Origin of the sequence: Brachybacterium avium, from assembly GCF_002216795.1 — a bacterium.
Taxonomy (GTDB): Bacteria; Actinomycetota; Actinomycetes; order Actinomycetales; family Dermabacteraceae; genus Brachybacterium; species Brachybacterium avium.
In genome coordinates, this window is sequence record NZ_CP022316.1 from 2,042,460 (window position 1) to 2,059,368 (window position 16,909).

At 73.3% G+C, this 16,909-nt stretch carries 17 protein-coding genes; 3 read left to right on the forward strand and 14 right to left on the reverse strand.

Going from position 1 to position 16,909, the window contains the following annotated elements; translation table 11 throughout:
* Positions 1 to 69 precede the first annotated feature (69 nt).
* Positions 70 to 855, forward strand: coding sequence for an alpha/beta hydrolase (locus tag CFK39_RS09215; protein ID WP_089065210.1), 786 nt, complete (start codon positions 70 to 72; stop codon positions 853 to 855).
* A gap of 46 nt (positions 856 to 901) precedes the next feature.
* Here the strand turns inward: CFK39_RS09215 and CFK39_RS09220 are convergent, their stop codons facing one another.
* Genes CFK39_RS09220 through CFK39_RS09230 form a run of 3 tightly spaced genes read right to left on the reverse strand, consistent with a single transcriptional unit; the run spans position 902 to position 3,074 of the window.
* Positions 902 to 1,282, reverse strand: coding sequence for a hypothetical protein (locus CFK39_RS09220; protein ID WP_089065211.1), 381 nt, complete (start codon positions 1,280 to 1,282; stop codon positions 902 to 904).
* Positions 1,279 to 2,451 (reverse strand): serine hydrolase domain-containing protein, encoded by a 1,173-nt coding sequence (locus CFK39_RS09225; protein WP_089065212.1) that lies wholly within the window; start codon positions 2,449 to 2,451, stop codon positions 1,279 to 1,281. The genes CFK39_RS09220 and CFK39_RS09225 overlap by 4 nt, the downstream gene beginning before the upstream one ends.
* Before the next feature lie 2 nt (positions 2,452 to 2,453).
* Positions 2,454 to 3,074, reverse strand: coding sequence for an ArsR/SmtB family transcription factor (locus tag CFK39_RS09230; protein WP_089065213.1), 621 nt, complete (start codon positions 3,072 to 3,074; stop codon positions 2,454 to 2,456).
* 191 nt (positions 3,075 to 3,265) lie between these two features.
* Between CFK39_RS09230 and CFK39_RS09235 the strand changes: the two genes are divergently transcribed.
* Positions 3,266 to 3,550, forward strand: coding sequence for a YciI family protein (locus CFK39_RS09235; RefSeq protein ID WP_089065214.1), 285 nt, complete (start codon positions 3,266 to 3,268; stop codon positions 3,548 to 3,550).
* 15 nt (positions 3,551 to 3,565) lie between these two features.
* On the opposite strand, the gene CFK39_RS09240 is transcribed toward CFK39_RS09235, so the two are convergent.
* From CFK39_RS09240 to CFK39_RS09280, 9 genes are all read right to left on the reverse strand, one after another.
* Positions 3,566 to 3,970: a hypothetical protein gene (locus CFK39_RS09240; protein ID WP_089065215.1), complete on the reverse strand. Its 405-nt coding sequence runs from the start codon at positions 3,968 to 3,970 to the stop codon at positions 3,566 to 3,568.
* An 86-nt stretch (positions 3,971 to 4,056) separates the two neighbouring features.
* Positions 4,057 to 4,971: a LysR family transcriptional regulator gene (locus tag CFK39_RS09245; RefSeq protein ID WP_089065216.1), complete on the reverse strand. Its 915-nt coding sequence runs from the start codon at positions 4,969 to 4,971 to the stop codon at positions 4,057 to 4,059.
* Positions 4,972 to 5,038: 67 nt separating this feature from the next.
* On the reverse strand, positions 5,039 to 5,485 hold the full coding sequence (locus tag CFK39_RS09250) for a VOC family protein (RefSeq protein ID WP_089065217.1): 447 nt from the start codon (positions 5,483 to 5,485) through the stop codon (positions 5,039 to 5,041).
* Between the two features lie 3 nt (positions 5,486 to 5,488).
* Positions 5,489 to 6,397: a helix-turn-helix domain-containing protein gene (locus CFK39_RS09255; protein WP_157697125.1), complete on the reverse strand. Its 909-nt coding sequence runs from the start codon at positions 6,395 to 6,397 to the stop codon at positions 5,489 to 5,491.
* A gap of 170 nt (positions 6,398 to 6,567) precedes the next feature.
* On the reverse strand, positions 6,568 to 7,932 hold the full coding sequence (locus CFK39_RS09260) for an LLM class flavin-dependent oxidoreductase (RefSeq protein ID WP_089065219.1): 1,365 nt from the start codon (positions 7,930 to 7,932) through the stop codon (positions 6,568 to 6,570).
* Positions 7,929 to 8,888 (reverse strand): LLM class flavin-dependent oxidoreductase, encoded by a 960-nt coding sequence (locus CFK39_RS09265; RefSeq protein ID WP_089065220.1) that lies wholly within the window; start codon positions 8,886 to 8,888, stop codon positions 7,929 to 7,931. Before CFK39_RS09265 ends, CFK39_RS09260 begins: the two co-directional genes overlap by 4 nt.
* Positions 8,885 to 9,883 (reverse strand): transporter substrate-binding domain-containing protein, encoded by a 999-nt coding sequence (locus CFK39_RS09270; RefSeq protein ID WP_089065221.1) that lies wholly within the window; start codon positions 9,881 to 9,883, stop codon positions 8,885 to 8,887. The genes CFK39_RS09265 and CFK39_RS09270 overlap by 4 nt, the downstream gene beginning before the upstream one ends.
* 133 nt (positions 9,884 to 10,016) lie before the next feature.
* Positions 10,017 to 10,931, reverse strand: a complete 915-nt coding sequence (locus tag CFK39_RS09275) for an amino acid ABC transporter ATP-binding protein (protein ID WP_275094091.1) — start codon at positions 10,929 to 10,931, stop codon at positions 10,017 to 10,019.
* The gene (locus CFK39_RS09280) at positions 10,928 to 11,965 is read right to left on the reverse strand and encodes an amino acid ABC transporter permease (protein WP_089065222.1); all 1,038 of its coding nucleotides are present in this window, start codon (positions 11,963 to 11,965) and stop codon (positions 10,928 to 10,930) included. The genes CFK39_RS09275 and CFK39_RS09280 overlap by 4 nt, the downstream gene beginning before the upstream one ends.
* Before the next feature lie 146 nt (positions 11,966 to 12,111).
* On the opposite strand from CFK39_RS09280, the gene CFK39_RS09285 reads away from it, so the two are divergent.
* Positions 12,112 to 14,706, forward strand: a complete 2,595-nt coding sequence (locus CFK39_RS09285; RefSeq protein WP_089065223.1) for an FAD/NAD(P)-binding protein — start codon at positions 12,112 to 12,114, stop codon at positions 14,704 to 14,706.
* 40 nt (positions 14,707 to 14,746) lie between these two features.
* On the opposite strand, the gene CFK39_RS09290 is transcribed toward CFK39_RS09285, so the two are convergent.
* Positions 14,747 to 16,537: a SulP family inorganic anion transporter gene (locus CFK39_RS09290; RefSeq protein WP_245822407.1), complete on the reverse strand. Its 1,791-nt coding sequence runs from the start codon at positions 16,535 to 16,537 to the stop codon at positions 14,747 to 14,749.
* A complete protein-coding gene (locus CFK39_RS09295; RefSeq protein ID WP_089065224.1) occupies positions 16,534 to 16,902 on the reverse strand; it encodes an ArsR/SmtB family transcription factor in 369 nt (122 codons plus the stop codon). The genes CFK39_RS09290 and CFK39_RS09295 overlap by 4 nt, the downstream gene beginning before the upstream one ends.
* Positions 16,903 to 16,909: the final 7 nt, after the last annotated feature.

Here is a 16,909-nt window from a genome sequence, read left to right on the forward strand (position 1 = left end):
GGGAGTGTTCAATGGGCACGAGGCCTCGCCGCACGCCGACCCCGACCAAGACCCCAGGAGCGATCACCGATGATCCGCATGCGCACCGACTTCTTCGCCGAGTCCCTCGGCATGGGCACCTCGATGGTGGTGCTGATGCCGCAGGCCGCGGCCGGGATCGGGATGGGAGGGGTCGCCGGCGGGAGCGACCACGAGCGCGAGGAGGGTGGAGTACCGGTGCTCTACCTGCTGCACGGGCTCAGCGATGACTGCACCATCTGGGAACGGCGCACCTCGATCGAGCGGTACGCGACCGAGAAGGGCATCGCCGTGGTGATGCCCGAGGTGCGCCGCTCCTTCTACGCCGACGAGGTGGTGGGGGAGGCGTACTGGACCTTCGTCGCCGAGGAGCTGCCGCAGCTGATCGCCCGCACCTTCCGCGTCTCCACTGCTCGGGAGGACACCTTCGTCGCCGGTCTGTCGATGGGCGGCTTCGGCGCGTTCAAGCTGGCGCTGCACCATCCGGAGCGCTTCGCCGCCGCCGCGAGCCTCTCCGGGGCGCTGGATCCCTCGTCGCTGAGCCTGGAGCTGAACACCGGCCATCTCGCCGAGCGGATCTGGGCGGGACGCGATCTCACCGGTACCGAGGACGACCTGCTCGGCCTGCTGGCCGCCGCCGACCCCGCAGCGCTGCCGGCCCTGTTCCTGGACTGCGGCACCGAGGACCAGCTGCTGGGCATGAACCGGGGGTTCCTCGACGCCGCCCGGCAGCACGAGGTGGAGCTCACCTCCCGCCTGCGCGCCGGCGCGCACACCTGGGACTTCTGGGACCAGGGCATCCAGGACGTGCTGGACTGGCTACCGCTGCGCGGCTGAGCGCAGGACCGCCGCGGCGCGCCGCCGGCACCGACGATCCGCCGGCTCAGCCCGCGACCAGCGCGATCACCAGCAGTCCGAGGTAGAGGGCTACTTCGATCCCGAGGTTCAGCAGGCCGGGGGCTGTGAGGTGTGCGGCCTCCCGTCTCGTCGGCTCGGTGGGAGGGGTCCGCACCAGCAGGCGCCGGCACGCGACCACGACGCCCGCGCTCAGCGCGAGGGTGAGCAGCCACGGCAGCCACCACAGCGCAGCCGGGACGATCCCGATCACCCCGAGGATCGCGAGGATGCTCGCGCCGCCGAGGGCGCGCTGGAGGATCCGCCACGGATGCTGATGGCGTCGGAAGAGGGTCACGACGGCGCTCAGCAGCACGATCGAGAGCACCAGTGCGGACAGCAGCGGCAGCAGACCCAGCACGGTCGTCACAGGGCCACCTCCCCGGTGAGGATGTCCACCGCGAGCGCATCGACGCTGCGGGCGGTGTCGGTGAGGATCACGATCCCTCTGCCGGTCTCCGGCGTGAAGCCCACGAAGGCGGCGAAGCCGCCGGTCATCCCGTTGTGGAAGGTGTGCCAGGTGCCGTCGCCGAAGTCCTCCTGGAACCAGTTCATGCCGTGGCGCCGGGTCGCGCTGGATTCGACCAGGATCTCGGAGGCGGCGGCCGCGCCCGGGGCCGAGCCGTCGAGGGTCCCGGTCAGGTAGGTGGCGAGATCCGCGGCGGTGGAGCGGATGCCGCCCGCCGGGGCGCTGCCGTTCATGGTCCACGGGGCCTGCGGCAGGCCGCTTCTGCCCCGGCCGCGGGTGGCGGACTCCCGGAGGTTCCCGGAGGTGACCGGGGCGTAGGTTCCCTCCAGCCCTAGGGGCTCGAGGACCCGCTGGGCGAGCAGCTCGGCGTACTCGGTCCCGGCCGCACGGGCCAGCAGCTGACCCTGGAGCGCGACGCCGAGGTTCGAGTACGCGAAGCTGCCCCGCTGGGAGAGGGTGCTGTCCAGGGCGTCGCTGATCACCTGCGAGGCGTCGCGGCCCGCGTAGGGGTCCTTGCGCAAGAAGGCGGCGAGCACGGTCCCGGCGAGGCCGCTGCTGGCCAGGCGGGGGAGCCCGGAGGTGTGGGTGGCGAGTTCGGCGAGGGTGACGTCCGCGATCTCGCTGCCCTGCGCCTCCTCGCCGAGCACCTCGGCGACGGTGGTTCCCGTCGTGACCTCGCCGCGGGTGATGGCCTCGGCCAGCAGCGCGCCGGCGAAGGTCTTGGAGACCGAGCCGATCTCGAACTCGTCGGTCGGCCCGGCTCCGAAGCCGGCGAAGCGCGCCTCGCCGGTGCCGTCGAGGTGGGCGATGGCCACTCGACGGTGCCCGTCCAGATGTGGGGCGAGAGCTTCGGTCAGCTGCTGATCTCCCCGGGGGTCTCCGAGACTCGCGGGGCGGGGATTGGTCAGCGCGGACAGTCCGAGGATCCCGACGACAGCGGGGATGCCGACGGTCAGGACGGTGCGCCGACTGGTCGGTCGTGAGCCCGGTGTGCCGCTCGCAGCGGAGTTCTCGGGCGTGTCAGAGGGGGACGAGGTGCCGGTGCCCTCAGCGGGTCGTTCAGGGGGCATGGTCACCCTTTCTCCAGGGCGGTGATGATGGCGAGCAGGGGCACCACGCGCGGCGTGGCCAGGGCCCAGCTGCCGCGGCGCGGCGTGGTCACCCAGCCCCCGCCCTGCAGCGCGGAGAGGTGGTGGTAGGCGACACCCGTCGAGGCCAGCTCCAGTTCGTCCACGAGCTGGGCGACGGTGTGCTCGCCGTCCAGCAGGCGGCGCAGCATCGCCAGGCGCAGGGGGTGGCCGAGCGCCGCGACCGTCTCCGCGTGCTCGGCCCAGTCCGTCGCCAGCAGGTGCTCGGTGGGTCGGCCCCACTGGTACTCGAGGTGCCCGGCACCCACGTCCACCGCCCCGGCGAAGACCACCGCGCCGGGGGCGGGGCAGTGCTCTTTCAGGGAGGTCAGCGCCCAGAACGGATCCTCGACGGGCTCCGCGGAGGACTGCTCGGGGGCGGTCGCGGCCGCGCTCGCCGCAGCACCCGGACGCGGAGGGGACGAGGGGGTGTAGTGGCCGCTCTCGGGGTGCTGCTCCGTGGAGTCGGCCGTGGTGTCGGCGGATTCCAGCGCCGCCACCCGCGCCTCGAGCGCTGCCAATCGGGCGGGGAGGTCCGGAGGGGACGAGTCGGGGTGCGGCGCCATGACGCCAATATATCCGTAAATCCGGAATAACAGAAGACCTGCTCGAGAACTGTCTGGCCGTGCTCGGCAGCGCGTGCCGCCGCGCCCTTCCCCGGAATGCCCGACGGGAGGCGCCCTGCATGCGGCACGATGGACCTCTCAGCACCGGCCGACACCACCTCGTCGGCCTCCGACCATCTCCGGGAGAGACCGTGGCCATCTTCGCCGTCCAGTACACCTACACCGACGATGCGCAGCGCGTCGCCACCTTCCGGCCCGAGCATCGCGAGCACCTCTCCGAGCTGCGCCGGGAGGGGACCCTGCTGCTCGCCGGCGCGCTGGACGGCGATCCGGGCGCACTGCTGATCGTCGTCGCGGACTCCGCAGAGGACGCGCTCGCGAAGCTCGACGGCGACCCCTTCAAGCGCGAGCGCGTCATCGTCGACCGCGACGCGCGCGAGTGGAGCGTGGCGATCGGGGAGCTGCCGGGCGCCTGAGCGGGCACCCCGGGCTCAGGCTTCGCGCCGCTCGGCCTCCTGCAGCTCCATCAGCTCGGCCGCGGTGGCGCGGGGCCGGACCGCCTCGCCGACCAGCACCAGCGGCAGGACCTCGGCGCCGCCGTGCTCGGCCAGCAGCTGCTGGGCCTGCGCGTCGCGATGCACGTTCACCCACACCACGTCCTCGCGCGGCGAACGGAACGCGACCTGGAGCCGCGAGGAGCGCGGATCGCCCGGCGCCCACAGCACGATCGCGGTGCCCACCTCGCGCTGCGCCAAGGCGGTGGCCAGGGGCGTGTGCTCCCCGGCCCGCAGCGGACTGGTCCAGTACGCCATGAACAGCGAGAACAGGGCGACCGCCACGGCGCCTATCCACTGCTCGGCCAGGATCAGCACGACGGCCAGCAGCAGGCCGCCCACCAGCAGCAGGGCGGGTCGGAGCCAGGCTCGAGCCGGGACCCGTGCGGGTCGCGAACTCTGGCCGCCCGTGCTCGGCTCGTCGGCGCTCAGATCATCACCGCCGTGGCCAGGCGCTCGGTGGTCTCGGCCACCAGCGCATCGCGCAGGGCGCCCACGGCCGGGATGGCCAGTGCGCCGCGCCGGTTCAGCAGGCCGATCATCCGGTTGTCCAGGTCCGGGATCGCCCGCACCACCACATCGGCCGACGGCGCCGCCTCCAGGGCGGTCTCCGGCATCAGCGCCACCCCGCCGCCGTGCATGATCAGCTGCTGGACCACGATCGTGTCATCGGTGGAGTGGCGCACCTGCGGGGAGAAGCCCGCCCGACGCGCGCTGGAGAGCAGGTTCGCGCGGCAGCGCTCGCAGCCCGCGATCCAGGGATCCTTCGCGAGGTCGCCGAGGGTGAGGTCGGGGTCCTCGGCCAAGGGGTGGTCGCGCGGCAGCACCGCCATCACCCGGTCCTCCATCAGCGCGGTCCACTCCAGGGTGCCCTCGTCCCCGATGTCGGAGCAGGGGTAGCGGAACACCAGAGCGAGATCGAGTTCGCCCTCGCGCAGCGCGATCACCGCGTCCGGCGGCTCGAGCTCGGAGAAGGTGACGTCCAGCTCCGGCGCCGTCTCGGTCAGCCGGTTCAGCACGGGTGGCAGCAGCATCGCCGCGGCCGACGGGAAGGTCCCGAACTTCACCGTGCCGCGGCGCAGGGCGGTGATGTCGGCGAGCTCCTCCTCGGCGGCGTGCAGCTGCGCCGCGATCGCCTCGGCATGGGCGGCGAGCCGGCTGCCGGCCTCCGTCGGCGTGATCCCGGCGGAGGAGCGCAGCAGCAGCTGCGTGCCCACCTCCTTCTCCAGCGCCGCGAGGTGCTGGGAGACCGCAGGCTGGGTCCAGCCCAGCTCGCGGGCGCCGGCGCCGATCGAGCCGTTGCGCACCACGGTGCGGAAGATGAGCAGGCGACGAGGATCCATGCCCCCATGGTAGGCGCAGGTGGCAAGCCAGGCTTATGGGTTCGGGCACACCGCTCCGGTGCCGGGATCAGGGTGTGGTGGCGGCAGGCTCCCCCGGATAGGTGCCGATGCTCCACAGGTTCCCCTCCGGGGAGGCGATCGTGACGTCCCGGCCTCCGTGCTCCGGTGCGCGCAGCGGCTGCACGATCCGGGCCCCGGCGCCCTTCGCGCGCTCGACGAGGGCGTCGAGCTCGGCGTCATCGATCACCAGGTAGGCGCCGAGCGTGCCGGGCTCACGCCGGTACTCGCCGTCGGGCTTGTGGGTGCCGAGCATGACCGCGCCGCCGCCGGGCCAGTCCAGCTGGGCGTGCGCGATGGCCTCGCCCTCTCCAGGGACCACCAGGGTCTCGACGAATCCGAGCACCTCGCACAGGAAGCGGATCTCGCCGCGGGCGTCGAGGGCCTGGAAGGCGGGGAAGACGCCGACGTGGGGCTCGGGGCTGTTGGTGGTGTGCGGGCTGCCGGTGGTGTCCATGGCTCAATCCTGCGCCGTGCCGTGGCCGCCGGCTTGAAGGTTTCGGCGCTCCTCGCAGATCCACCGGCTCGGAGTCGTGCCCGTGAAGCGGCCGAACTCCCGGGTCAGGTGGGCGTGGTCCGCGTAACCGCACTCCGCGGCGATACCCGACAGGTCCGGGGAGCGCCCGGCGTGGACGGCGCCGGCGATCCTCCCCAGTGCGGCCTCGAACCGGGCGAGCCGGGCCGCGCTCTTGGGCCCGATCCCGAACTCGCGGGTGAACTCGGTGCGCAGCTGCCGCGGGGAGAGCAGCACCCGGCGGGCGAGGGCCTCCACCGCGATCCGGCCGCGGGAGGTGAGCAGCAGGCGCCACGCCTCGGCGAGCTCCGGGCGGAGCTGCCCGGCTCCGGCCGGCGCGGCATCGCACCGGGCGCGGAAGTCGCCGGCGATCCGCTCCAGGCGCTCCGGCCCTGCGGCCATCCCGCCGATCTGCTCCCACAGGTCCCGCCCGGCGCGGCCCAGCACCGCAGCGCCGTCGAAGCCGCCGACGAGATCGGCGGCCCGCACCCCGCACAGCAACCGAGCAGCGCACGGATCGAGCTGCAGCTGGATGCCCTCCTGGTGCGTGGGCTGCTCGATGAGCACCGGCGCGGTGTGCAGACCGGCCAGGACCAGTTCCGCCCGCGGTCCGAGGATCGCCCCGTCCTCAGGACGGATCCCGGGGGCCGCCCCGGCGGCGGCGATCTCCTGCAAGCCCACCACCGGGCCGTCCAGGCTGAAGATCGTGGTGAGAGTGGTGCTCGGCAGGCCGCGGTGCACCCCCGGCTCCAGGCCACTGGCCCGGTAGATCGAGCCGCTGCGCACGCCGGGCACCGCACCGTGCGCCACGCTGGTGAACTCGAGCGTGGCGGGCGGCGCGGCCGGGGTACTCACCCTGACAGCCTGGCCGCGATCACCGCGCCGGGCAAGAGGGGGCTCGTCGGCTCATCGCTGGCCGCTGCTCCCGCGCGGCGGGCAGACGCGTGCTGGAACCGGTGCGAGGCCCCATCATCGGTCCCCAGCGTGCACTTGTCGGCCTCGAGACCGAGCAGAGCGGCTGCTCGTCACCCCACCGGCAGCCCCAGGTTCTCCCGCAGCGTCGAGCCGGCGTACTCGGCCGGATACACGCCGCGCTCCTGCAGGCGAGGGACCAGCTCGTCCACGATGTCGTCGAGACCGGAGGGGATCAGCCAGGGGGTGATGTTCAGCCCGTCGATCGCTCCCAGCCGGGCGAACTCCACCAGACGGTCGGCGACCGTGTCGTAGCTGCCGGTGAAGGTGCCGCGGCGGGCCCCGGCCCGCGCCCGCGCGAACTCGAGGATCGACTGGCCCTTCTCCGCGGCCTCCTCGCGCCAGGTACGGGTGAGCTGCTCGGCGTCGGCGAACTGGAAGCCGGCCCCGCGGGTCACCCCCGATTCGACCACCTCCGGCGGCACATCCGGCAGCGGACCATCGGGATCGAACGCCGACAGGTCCCGGCCCCAGTACTGCTCGAGCAGCGCCAGCGCCTGCTCCGGGCCGATCTGCTGGTCCCGCACCCAGCGCACCTTCTCCGCGGCCTCCGCCTCGGTGGCGGCCAGGATGATCTCGGCCCCGGGCAGGATCTTCACGCTCCCGGGATCACGACCCGCGGCGAGGGTCCGTTCGACGATGCCGCGACGGAAATCGACCGCGGCCTCGAGCGTGCCGTGCGGGGAGAAGACGACGTCCGCGGTGCGGGCGGCGAAGTCCTGTCCCGCCGGGGAGGCCCCGGCCTGGAACAGCACCGGACGCCCCTGCGCCGAGGCAGGCAGATCGCCGTGGGCGCGCACCGCGTAGTGGGCACCGTCGTGCGCGATCTGCTCCCCGCGCCAGAACTGCTCGGCGACCCGCACGAACGCCTCGGCATGCACATACCGGTCAGCATGGTCGAGGTAGCCGCCGCGGCGGAAGTTCTCCCCGGTCCAGGCGTTGTCGGTGGTGACGACGTTCCAGCCGGCCCGGCCCCCGGAGAGCAGGTCGAGGGTCTGCAGGCGTCGGGCGAGGTCGACCGGATCGTTGAAGGTGGTGTTCTGGGTGGCGACCAGCCCGATGCGCTCCGTGACGCCGGCCAGCGCCGCGAGCAGGGTCTGCGCATCGGGACGACCGGCCACGTCCAGCTCGAAGGGGACCCCGCGGTGCTCCCGCAGCCGCAGCCCCTCCCCGAGGAAGAACGCCGCGAACCGCCCGCGCTCGGCGGTGCGCGCCAGTGCCTCGAACGATTCCCATGCCACCTGGTCCCCGCTGGCAGGCAGGCGCCAGATGGTCGAGGAGTTCACGCCCTGGAAGAACACGCCGAAGGCGAGCTGCCCGGTGGGGGCGTGGGCGGGGTGGAGCGGATGCGCGGCCGGGCCGGTGGCCAGGGCGGCGGCCTCCGGGGAGAGCGGTGCCTGCGTGTGGGCGGTGGTCATGCGGACTCCTCGCGGATCTGGCGGGCGCGGTCGCTGCGCCGCGCAGGGTCGGGGCGGAACGGCGCGGCGGGCAGGCCGAGCCGGGTGCGGAGCGTGCGCCGCGGAACAGGGGCCGGGGCCACGAGTGCCCGGGATCGCAGCGCGGCGGCGAGCTGCGCGACGGTGCCCAGTGGGTCGGCCTCCAGATCCAGACCCACCAGGCGCACCAGCCGCACCGGGCCGGCGGATTCGATCCGGGCGGCGAGCTGTCGGGTGCGGGCCCCGCCGGAGACGTCGAGGTCCAGCGCCCGCCCGTCGGCCAGCTCCGCGGCCGTGCGCTCGCCGACGGCCGCCCGGTCCGTATCCGCGACCAGCACCGGGAGCAGCCCCTGCGGGGAGCGGGGCGTGATCGCCGGACCGCGCAGCGAGAAGGTCTCGGCCTCGATGTCGGCGTACTGAAGGCGAGCGGCGTCGACGTACACGCCGCGCTCCGTGTCGCGCACCACGGCATCCGGCGCCCAGCTGTCCCACACCGCGCGCACGGCCGTGAGCACGTCGGCCGCCTCGCGTGCGGTCGCCTCCAGGCCGAGCACCTCTCGGCCGACGGCCGCGGGGACGGCCGGGTCGGTCTCCGCCTGCAGCAGCCACCCGGCCCGGCCATGGCTGAGGTGGTCCAGGCTCATCAGCTGCGTGGCCAGATGGAACGGCTCCACGTAGATCGCATCGGTGCGGGGCAGCAGGCCGAGCTCGCTGGTCAGCGGTGCCAGGTGGGCGGCGACGTGGATCGGGTGCAGGCCGCCGTCGCTGAGGGTGAGGGCGCCGGCGCCGGCCTCCTCGAGCCCTCGGGCGAGGCCGGCCAGGCCTGACAGCAGGGACGGGTCGGTGACCAGGTCCACGGCGAGGACGGGCAAGGGCTGGGTGGGACCGGCGCTGCGGGTCCCGGCCGACGGGGCAGGGCGGGCGACGGTGGTGCTCACGGGTTCTCCTTCGTGTGGGGGCGGGATTCGGTGAGGGCCTCTTCGCTCAGCTGCCAGCGCTCGAGGACCTGGGCGTAGGTGCCGTCGGCCATCAGGGCGTTCAGCGCTGCGGCGTAGGGGGCGGCGAGGCCGCTTCCGCCGGCGAAGGTTCCCGCGACCAGGGTCTCGTCGGGCCAGCCGGCGTTGATCCGGCCCTGCAGCTCGAAGTCGTCGCGGTGGGCGGCGATGAAGCTCAGGGAGGCGAAGGGGGAGATAAACCCGTCCACCCTCCCGGAGCCGAGGGCGAGCAGGGTGTCGGCGTTGGTGGAGTAGTTCTTCAGCTCGGCCGGTGCCTTGCCCGCGGCCTCCAGCTCGGCGTTCCAATCGGTGAGGATCCGCTCCTGGTTGGTGGCGGCGCCGACGGCGATGACGCGGCCGCTGAGGGAGTCGGCATCCTCCAGCCAGAAATCCGCTCCCTTCCGGACCAGGAACGACATGAAGGCCGCGCGGTAGGAGGCGAAGTCGAACTTCTCCAGCCGCTCGGCGTTGACGCCGATGTTCGCGTGGACCACGTCGAACTCCCCGGCCTCGAGCTTCAGCGGCCAGTTGTCCCAGGTGGTCAGCTTCAGCTCGAACTCGAGGCCGAGCTTGTCGGCCACGATCCGGGCGATGTCGATCTCCGAGCCGATGTAGGTCTGGTTGTCATCGGCCAGGAAGGACAGCGGCGCGCTGGAGGTGCCGTTGATGCCCACCCGCAGCACGCCGGATTCGGCGATCTCCGACGGCAGCAGCGCGGCGACCTCCTCGTCGGCGGTGGCACGGATCAGCTCCTGCGTGCCGGAGGTGTCGATGCCGCCCGCGCTCGCGCCGCCGCCGTCGGACGCCGTGGAGCCGTCGGCCCCGCCGGATCCGACGGAGGCTGCGGGCGCGGGGTCCGAGCAGGCGGCCAGCAGTGAGGCGGGCAGCAGCAGTCCGGAGGCCGCGAGGGCGCGGCGGGAGAGCAGATGACGGGTCATGTTTGGTCCTCGAGATGGTGGTGGGGCGGCAGGTGGGCGGGCGCGGGCCGGGCGGGGCCTCGACAGCCGGCCGCGGCGAGTGGATGGGTCGGGTGCTGGCGTGTGCGCGACCTGTACGGGGACACCGGCATGCTCATCGCTCAGCCGCCGGTACCTGACCCTCGGCCGACGAGGACTGCTCGCCGGTGCGGACCGTGGCCAGGAACGATCGGGTGCGCTCGTGGCGCGGCGCGTCCAGGACCTCCGCCGGAGGGCCCTGCTCGATGATCCGGCCGTGGTCCATGAAGACCACGGTGTCGGCGACGTCGCGGGCGAAGGGGATCTCGTGGGTGACGATGACGAGGGTGGTGCCCGCCCGGGCGAGGGAACGGATCACCGCCAGCACCTCCTCCACCAGCTCGGGATCCAGGGCGCTGGTGGGCTCGTCGAACAGCAGCACCTTCGGCTCCAGGGCGAGGGCGCGGGCGATCGCGACCCGTTGCTGCTGGCCGCCGGAGAGCTGGCGCGGATAGACCTGCTCCTTGTCGGAGAGGCCCACCAGGTCCAGCAGCTCCCGGGCCCGGGCCTCGGCCTCCCGCCGGGGTACGCCGAGGGCGCGTCGCGGCGCCTCGGTGATGTTGCCCAGCGCCGTCATGTGGGCGAAGAGGTTGAAGCCCTGGAACACCATGCCGATCGCGGTGCGCTGGCGCAGCACCTCCCGCTCGTGCAGCTCGTGCAGCAGGTCCCCGTCCCGGCGGTAGCCGATCACGTCGCCGTCCACGCTGATCAGCCCCCGGGTGACGGGCTCCAGGTGATTGATCGTGCGCAGCAGCGTGGACTTCCCCGAGCCCGAGGGGCCCAGGATCACGGTCACGGAGCCGGGCGTGATCCTCAGGTCGATGCCGCGCAGCACCTCGAGCTCCCCGAAGGATTTGTGGACGCCGCGGATCTCGACCAACCCGCCGTGCGGGGCCGCGGCCAGGGTGTCGACGGCAGATTCGGCGGGGACGGAACGCTCCCCGGGCGGGGTGGGGTGATCGGGACGGTGCGGGCTGGTCAGCGTGCTCATGCGGCGGCTCCTCTCGGAGCGGGGCGGAGGCGGTCCAGACGGGCGCGCAGCGCCTGCAGCGGGGTGGGCGGCAGGGTGCGCACCGCCCCCTTGGAGTAGTGGCGCTCGATGTAGTACTGGCCGATGGACAGCGCCGAGGTGATCACCACGTACCAGAGCGTCGCCACCAGCAGCATCGGCAGCACCTGCTGGGTGCGTCCGTAGATCAGCTGGATGGTGAAGAACAGCTCCGCATGGGCGAGCACGTAGACGATCGAGGTGCCCTTGACCAGGCCGATGATCTCGTTGAAGGCGGGCGGGAGGATCGCCCGCATCGCCTGGGGCAGCACGATCCGCAGGGAGCGGTCCCGGGCGGGGATGCCGAGGGCGCTGGCGGCCTCGAGCTGGCCCTGGTCGACCGAGAGGATGCCGCCGCGGATCATCTCCGCCGCGTACGCCGCCTGGTGCAGGCCGAGCCCGAGCACGGCCGCGAGCAGCGGGGTCATCAGATCGCTGGTGCGGGCCTCGAAGAGGGCCTGCCCGGTGAAGGGGATCCCCAGCCGCACCTGCTCGTAGAGGTAGCCGAGGTTGTACCACAGCAGCAGCTGCACCAGCAGCGGGGTGGAGCGGAAGATCCAGGAGAACGTCCAGCTCACCGATGAGATCAGAGCGGACTTCGACAGTCGCATGAGGGCCAGGGTGAGCCCCAGGCCGAAGCCGACGGTGCCCGCCAGGACGGTGAGCTTCAGGGTCTCGACCAGCCCGCGGAGGATCGACTCCGCGAAGAACCACTGGGCGACCACGCCCCACTCCCAGCGCGGGTTGGTGACGAAGGAGTACAGCACCGCGGTGACGACCAGGGCCACCCCGATCGCGAGCACCACCCGGCCCGGATGTCGGGCAGGCACCACCCGCAGGTGCGAGAGGTCCTCCGGCGGGGCCTGCCGCGGCGGGCACGGCATCTCCCGGTCTCCCGTCGCCGGGGCATGGCCGGCGGCCGGCGTGGCCTCGGGCATGCGGCGGGTGGTCTCGGGAGAGACGACGGAGGAGGTCATGAGGTGCCTTCCGTGACGGGGGATGAACCGAGGATCGGTCCACGCTTGCAGTCACCGAGGTTATAAGTGAATCTAATGGGGATGCAAGGCGAGCGCTATGACTCGTCATGGTTCGACACAGAAGCACCCAGAAGGGATCCCGACGGATGAACTCCTCGATCACGGCAGTGAGCACCCGCCTCGTCCTCGTCGGCGGCGGTCCGCGGGCGATCGGCGTGCTCGAGCGGCTCAGCGCGAATGCCCGCTCGTCCGCGCAGGCCGACGCCCTGCGGCAGCTGCCCCTGCATGTGGACATCGTGGATCCGCATCTGCCTGGAGCCGGGCGCATCTGGCGGGCCGACGAGAGCCCCCTGCTGCTGATGAACTCCCGCGCCGCCGACGTCTCGATCTTCCCCGACGAGACCGTCCGCTGCGAGGGTCCGATCACGGCTGGTCCCTCCCTCGCCGAGTGGGCCGACGGGATCCGCCGCGGCCGGATCACCGCCCCCACCGCCGGCACCGCGCGCCTGGCCGAGATCGAAGCACTGCAGGCCACGGACTTCGCGAGCCGCCGGGTGCAGGCGCTCTACCTCGAATGGTTCTTCGGGCAAGTGCTCGCCGCGCTGCCGGAGGCCGTCAGCGTCACCATCCACCGCACCACGGCGACCGCTGTGCACCCCGCCGCGCGCGCTGCTGTGCACCCCGCTGCGGATCCGGCCGTCGGCGACCGCAGTCCCCAGGGCTGGGTCGTCGAGCTCGAGGACCGCGCACCGCTGAGCGCGGATCTGCTGCTGCTGGCGGCCGGGCACACGGATTCCCGTCCCGCGGCGAGCAGCCACGAGCTGGCCGCCTTCGCCCGCCGCCACAGCGGCACCTATCTCCCGCCCGCGCAGGCCGGCGATACTGCGCTGGAGCTCCTGGCCCCCGGCGAGGACGTGATCGTGCGCGGCATGGGACTGGCCTTCATCGACCTGATGGCGCTGCTCACCGAAGGGCGCGGCGGCCGCTTCGTGTCGGCTCCGCTGCCGGGGGAGCCCGGGCGGCTCCGCTACCACCGGTCCGGGCGTGAACCCCGGCTGTGGGTGGGCTCGCGCCGCGGCGTGCCCTACCACTCGAAGGTCCGCGACGAGGGGGAGCCGGCCGGCCCGGGCGACCTCGTGCACGTCACCGCCGCGGCCCTCGCCGCCCGGGAGGACGCCGAGGGCCGGCTCGACTTCCGCACCGACGTGGTCCCGCTGATCGCCGCCGAGATCCGCCGCTGGGGAGTGGACGCCCCCGCCGCCGCGCCGGGCGATGCCCCCCTGGCCTGGCTCGACGACCCGCTGTCAGAGCTCCACGGCGACGCGCACCCGCAGGTCACCCGCGACGCGGTGGTGCACCACATCGAGCAGGACCTGCGCGCCCGCACCCAGGGGGACACCTCCTCGGCCCGCGCCCTGTTCCAGCTGCTGCTGCGCCTGCACGGCGTGCTGGTGGACCAGCTGCCCGCCTCCCGGCTGCGGGGCGGCGCGGAGGGCGGCTACCCGCGCTGGTGGCACTCGCTGTTCAGCTTCGTCGACTCCGGACCGCCCCCGCACCGCCTGCACCAGCTGCTCGCCCTGGAACGGGCCGGGGTGGTGCGCTTCCTCGGCCCGCGCATCGCGGTGACCGCCGACGAGTCCAGCGGCCGCTTCACCGCCCGCGGCGCCGCCGGAGCGCAGGTGAGGGCCGATGCCCTGGTCGATGCGTTCCTGCCGACGGCGACGCTGAGGCACTCCACGAACCCGCTGCTGCGCGACCTGGTCGAGGGGAGCAGCGCGGTGGGTCGGGAGGCGGCGGCCTTCCCGGGCACCCTCGAGGTGGACCAGCGGCACCGCGTCCTCGGCCCCGACGGCAGCGCTCAGGAGAACCTCTGGGCCCTGGGGCCCTGGACCTCCGAGCTGCCGCTGGGCGCGTTCGCCCGCCCCGGCACCGACGCGGCCTGCCACCGGCGCAACGACGCCCTGGCCCGAGAGCTGCTCGGCGCCGCGCAGCGCCGCGCGATCACCCCGCCCACCCACCTCGCCGTATCCGTCGCCGATGCCGCGTCCCGCGCCCGGGTGCCCGGTCCGAGCAGGGCCCTTCTCCCGCGCCGCCCTCGACTGGGGGTGCTGGGGCCGGGGAAGATCGGCAGCGCCCTGGCCCGCACCGCCCTGCGCAGCGGCCTCGAGGTGCAGGTGGCGGGCCGTTCGTCGGCGCCGGCGCTCGCCGCGAGACTGCCCGGCGCTCGGCCCGTCGGCCTCACCGATCTGGCGGCGAGCAGTGATGTCGTGGCGCTCACGGTGCCGCTGCACGTGGCGCTCGGCCTCGACCCGGGCGCGTTGCAGGACGTGATCGTCATCGACGCGACCAACCCCTGGGGAGAGACCGATGCGGCGGCCGTCGCCTCCGCCCGGGCCGCGCTCGGCGACCTGGATGCCACCCTCTCCACCAGCGAGCTGCTCGCGGCCCGGCTGCCCCAGTCGCAGGTGGTCAAGACCCTGAACCACATCGGCTACCACGACCTCGAGGACCACGGCCGCCAGGACGGCCACCCGCGCCGTCGGGCGCTCGCGGTGGCGGCCGACGACCCCCGCGCCGCCGACGAGGTCTCCGGGCTGCTGCAGCGCCTGGGCTACGACTCGGTGATCGTGGGGACCCTCGCCGACGGCCGCGACCTCGAGCCCGGCGCAGCGCTGTTCGGCACCTGGAGCACCGCGGAGGAGCTGAGCCGGCGCCGCCTTGAACTGCTCTCGGCGCTCTGAGGAGACTGCTCCGCGGCGTCGGCGCCCCGCCGCCGCGGACTCAGCGGGGTGCGCTCGCCTCCGGGGCCGGCCCCACCCCCGGTGGGGCCGGAGCCGCTGTCGGCGGGCCGACGGGCCGCGCCGCCCGCTCCCGCTCCACGTGCGAGCGGGCGTGTTCCAGCGCGCTGTCGAAGTCGACGAAGAGGTGCTTGTGGTGACGCAGCGCGGCCAGCACCCCGACCCGGTGGAACAGGCCGCTGTGGCTGTCCTGCACCCCCTTGATCAGCACTGTGATGCCGCGCCGCTCGAGAGCGCGCACGATCTGGGCGAGCACCTGGGCGCCGGTGGCATCGACCCGCTCCAGCCGGGATAGCCGCAGGATCACCACGTTCACCGAGCCCACCCCCATCACCGTCTCCAGCACCCGCTCGGCGGAGACGAAGAACAGCGGGCCCTGGAAACGGACCGCGACGACCGACTCGTCCAGCGGGCTGGGGTCCTCGACCCGGATCGGCTCGAGGCTCACCCCGGTGGTGCGGGCCGCGCCGCGCAGGGCGACGACCGCCGCCAGCGCCACCCCGATCAGCACCGCCACGATCAGGTCGAAGGACACCGTCACCAAAGCGGTGATCGCGAAGATCCAGGCGTCCGAGCGGGTCGAGGTCATGATCGAGCGCACGGTCGTGATTCGCACCATCCGGATCGCGGTCATGAACAGCACCCCGGCCAGCGCCGCCAGCGGGATCATCCCCACCGGACCGGCCGCGACATAGACCACCGCCAGCAGCACCAGGGCGTGGACGATCGACGCCGCGCGGGTGCGGGCCCCTGCCCGCAGCGAGACGGAGGTCCGGGCGATCGCGCCGGTGGCGGGCATACCGCCGAACAGGGAGGCGCCGATAGAGGCGATGCCCTGGCCCACCAGCTCGCGGTCCGGGTCGAAGGCGCCGGTATCCGACATCGAGCCGGCCACCCGCGCCGAGAGCAGCGACTCGATCGCGGCCAGCGCCGCGACGGTCGCGGCCGCAGGCAGCAGCACCCCTAGCAGCGCCGGATCTATCGTCGGCATCGACGGTGCGGGGAGCGAGGCGGGGATCGCCCCGATCGTGGCCAGCGGCGTGGGCAGCAGGGCGGCGAGCACCGCGACCACGGCGATCCCGATCAGCGAGCCCGGGACCGAGGGGTGGATCCGCGGGGCGAGCAGCATGCAGGCCGCGACGATCGCGACCGCGCCCAGTGCCCAGGCCAGGTGTGCGAGATCCGCCATCGCCAGCGACTGCCCGGCGGCGACGACCGCGTTCGAGCTCAGCTCGCCCGGCGCGGCCGGATCAGCGGAGGTGATCAGCGGGACCTGCTGCATGAAGATGATGCAGGCGATGCCGAGGGTGAACCCCTCGATCACCGGCCAGGGGATGATCGAGACCACCTTCCCCAGCCGCAGCAGACCGGTCGCCATCACCATCAGCCCGGCCAGCAGGGTCACGGCGGCGATCGCGCCCACGCCGTAGCTGGCGACGATGGGGACCAGCACCACCACCATAGCGCCCGTCGGCCCGGAGACCTGGATGTTCGATCCGCCGAACACGGCGGCGAGGAGCCCGGCGACGATCGCCGTGATCAGTCCCTGCTCCGCGGTCAGGCCCGAGCTGACGCCGAAGCCGAGCGCGAGCGGGAGCGCGACGATGCCCACCGTCACGCCGGCCAGGAGATCCTTCCGCCAGGTCTTCGGCAGCAGACGGTAGTCCTCGCGCGCCGGCCACAGATCGCGTGAGCGCCCGGCGGCGGCGCGTAGGCGCTGGGAGACGGTGAAGGCGGCCAACGGGGAGGCGCGGGGCGCAGAGGGAGTGGTCACAGGCTCTCCGCCGTGATCGCGGGGAGGTTCTGCGCCGCATCGAGGCGGTCACGGTCCTCGCTGAGGATGTTCAGCAGCAGGGCGCGGGCGACGGCCAGCAGCTCGCGGATGCGCGGATCCGCCAGGCGGTAGTAGACGTGGCTCGCCCGACGCTCGGAGGCCACCAGGTGATGGCGGCGCAGCACGGACAGGTGCTGGGAGAGGTGAGAGGCCTCCAGCTCCGTCTCAGCCTGGAGGGAGGCGACGGAGACCTCCTCGGCATCGGCGAGCAGTTCGAGGATCCGGATCCGATAGGGGTGGGCGAGGCCCTTGAAGAGATTGGCCTTGACCTCGTAGAGGGGACGCTGACTGCGGGATAGTGGCATGATGAAA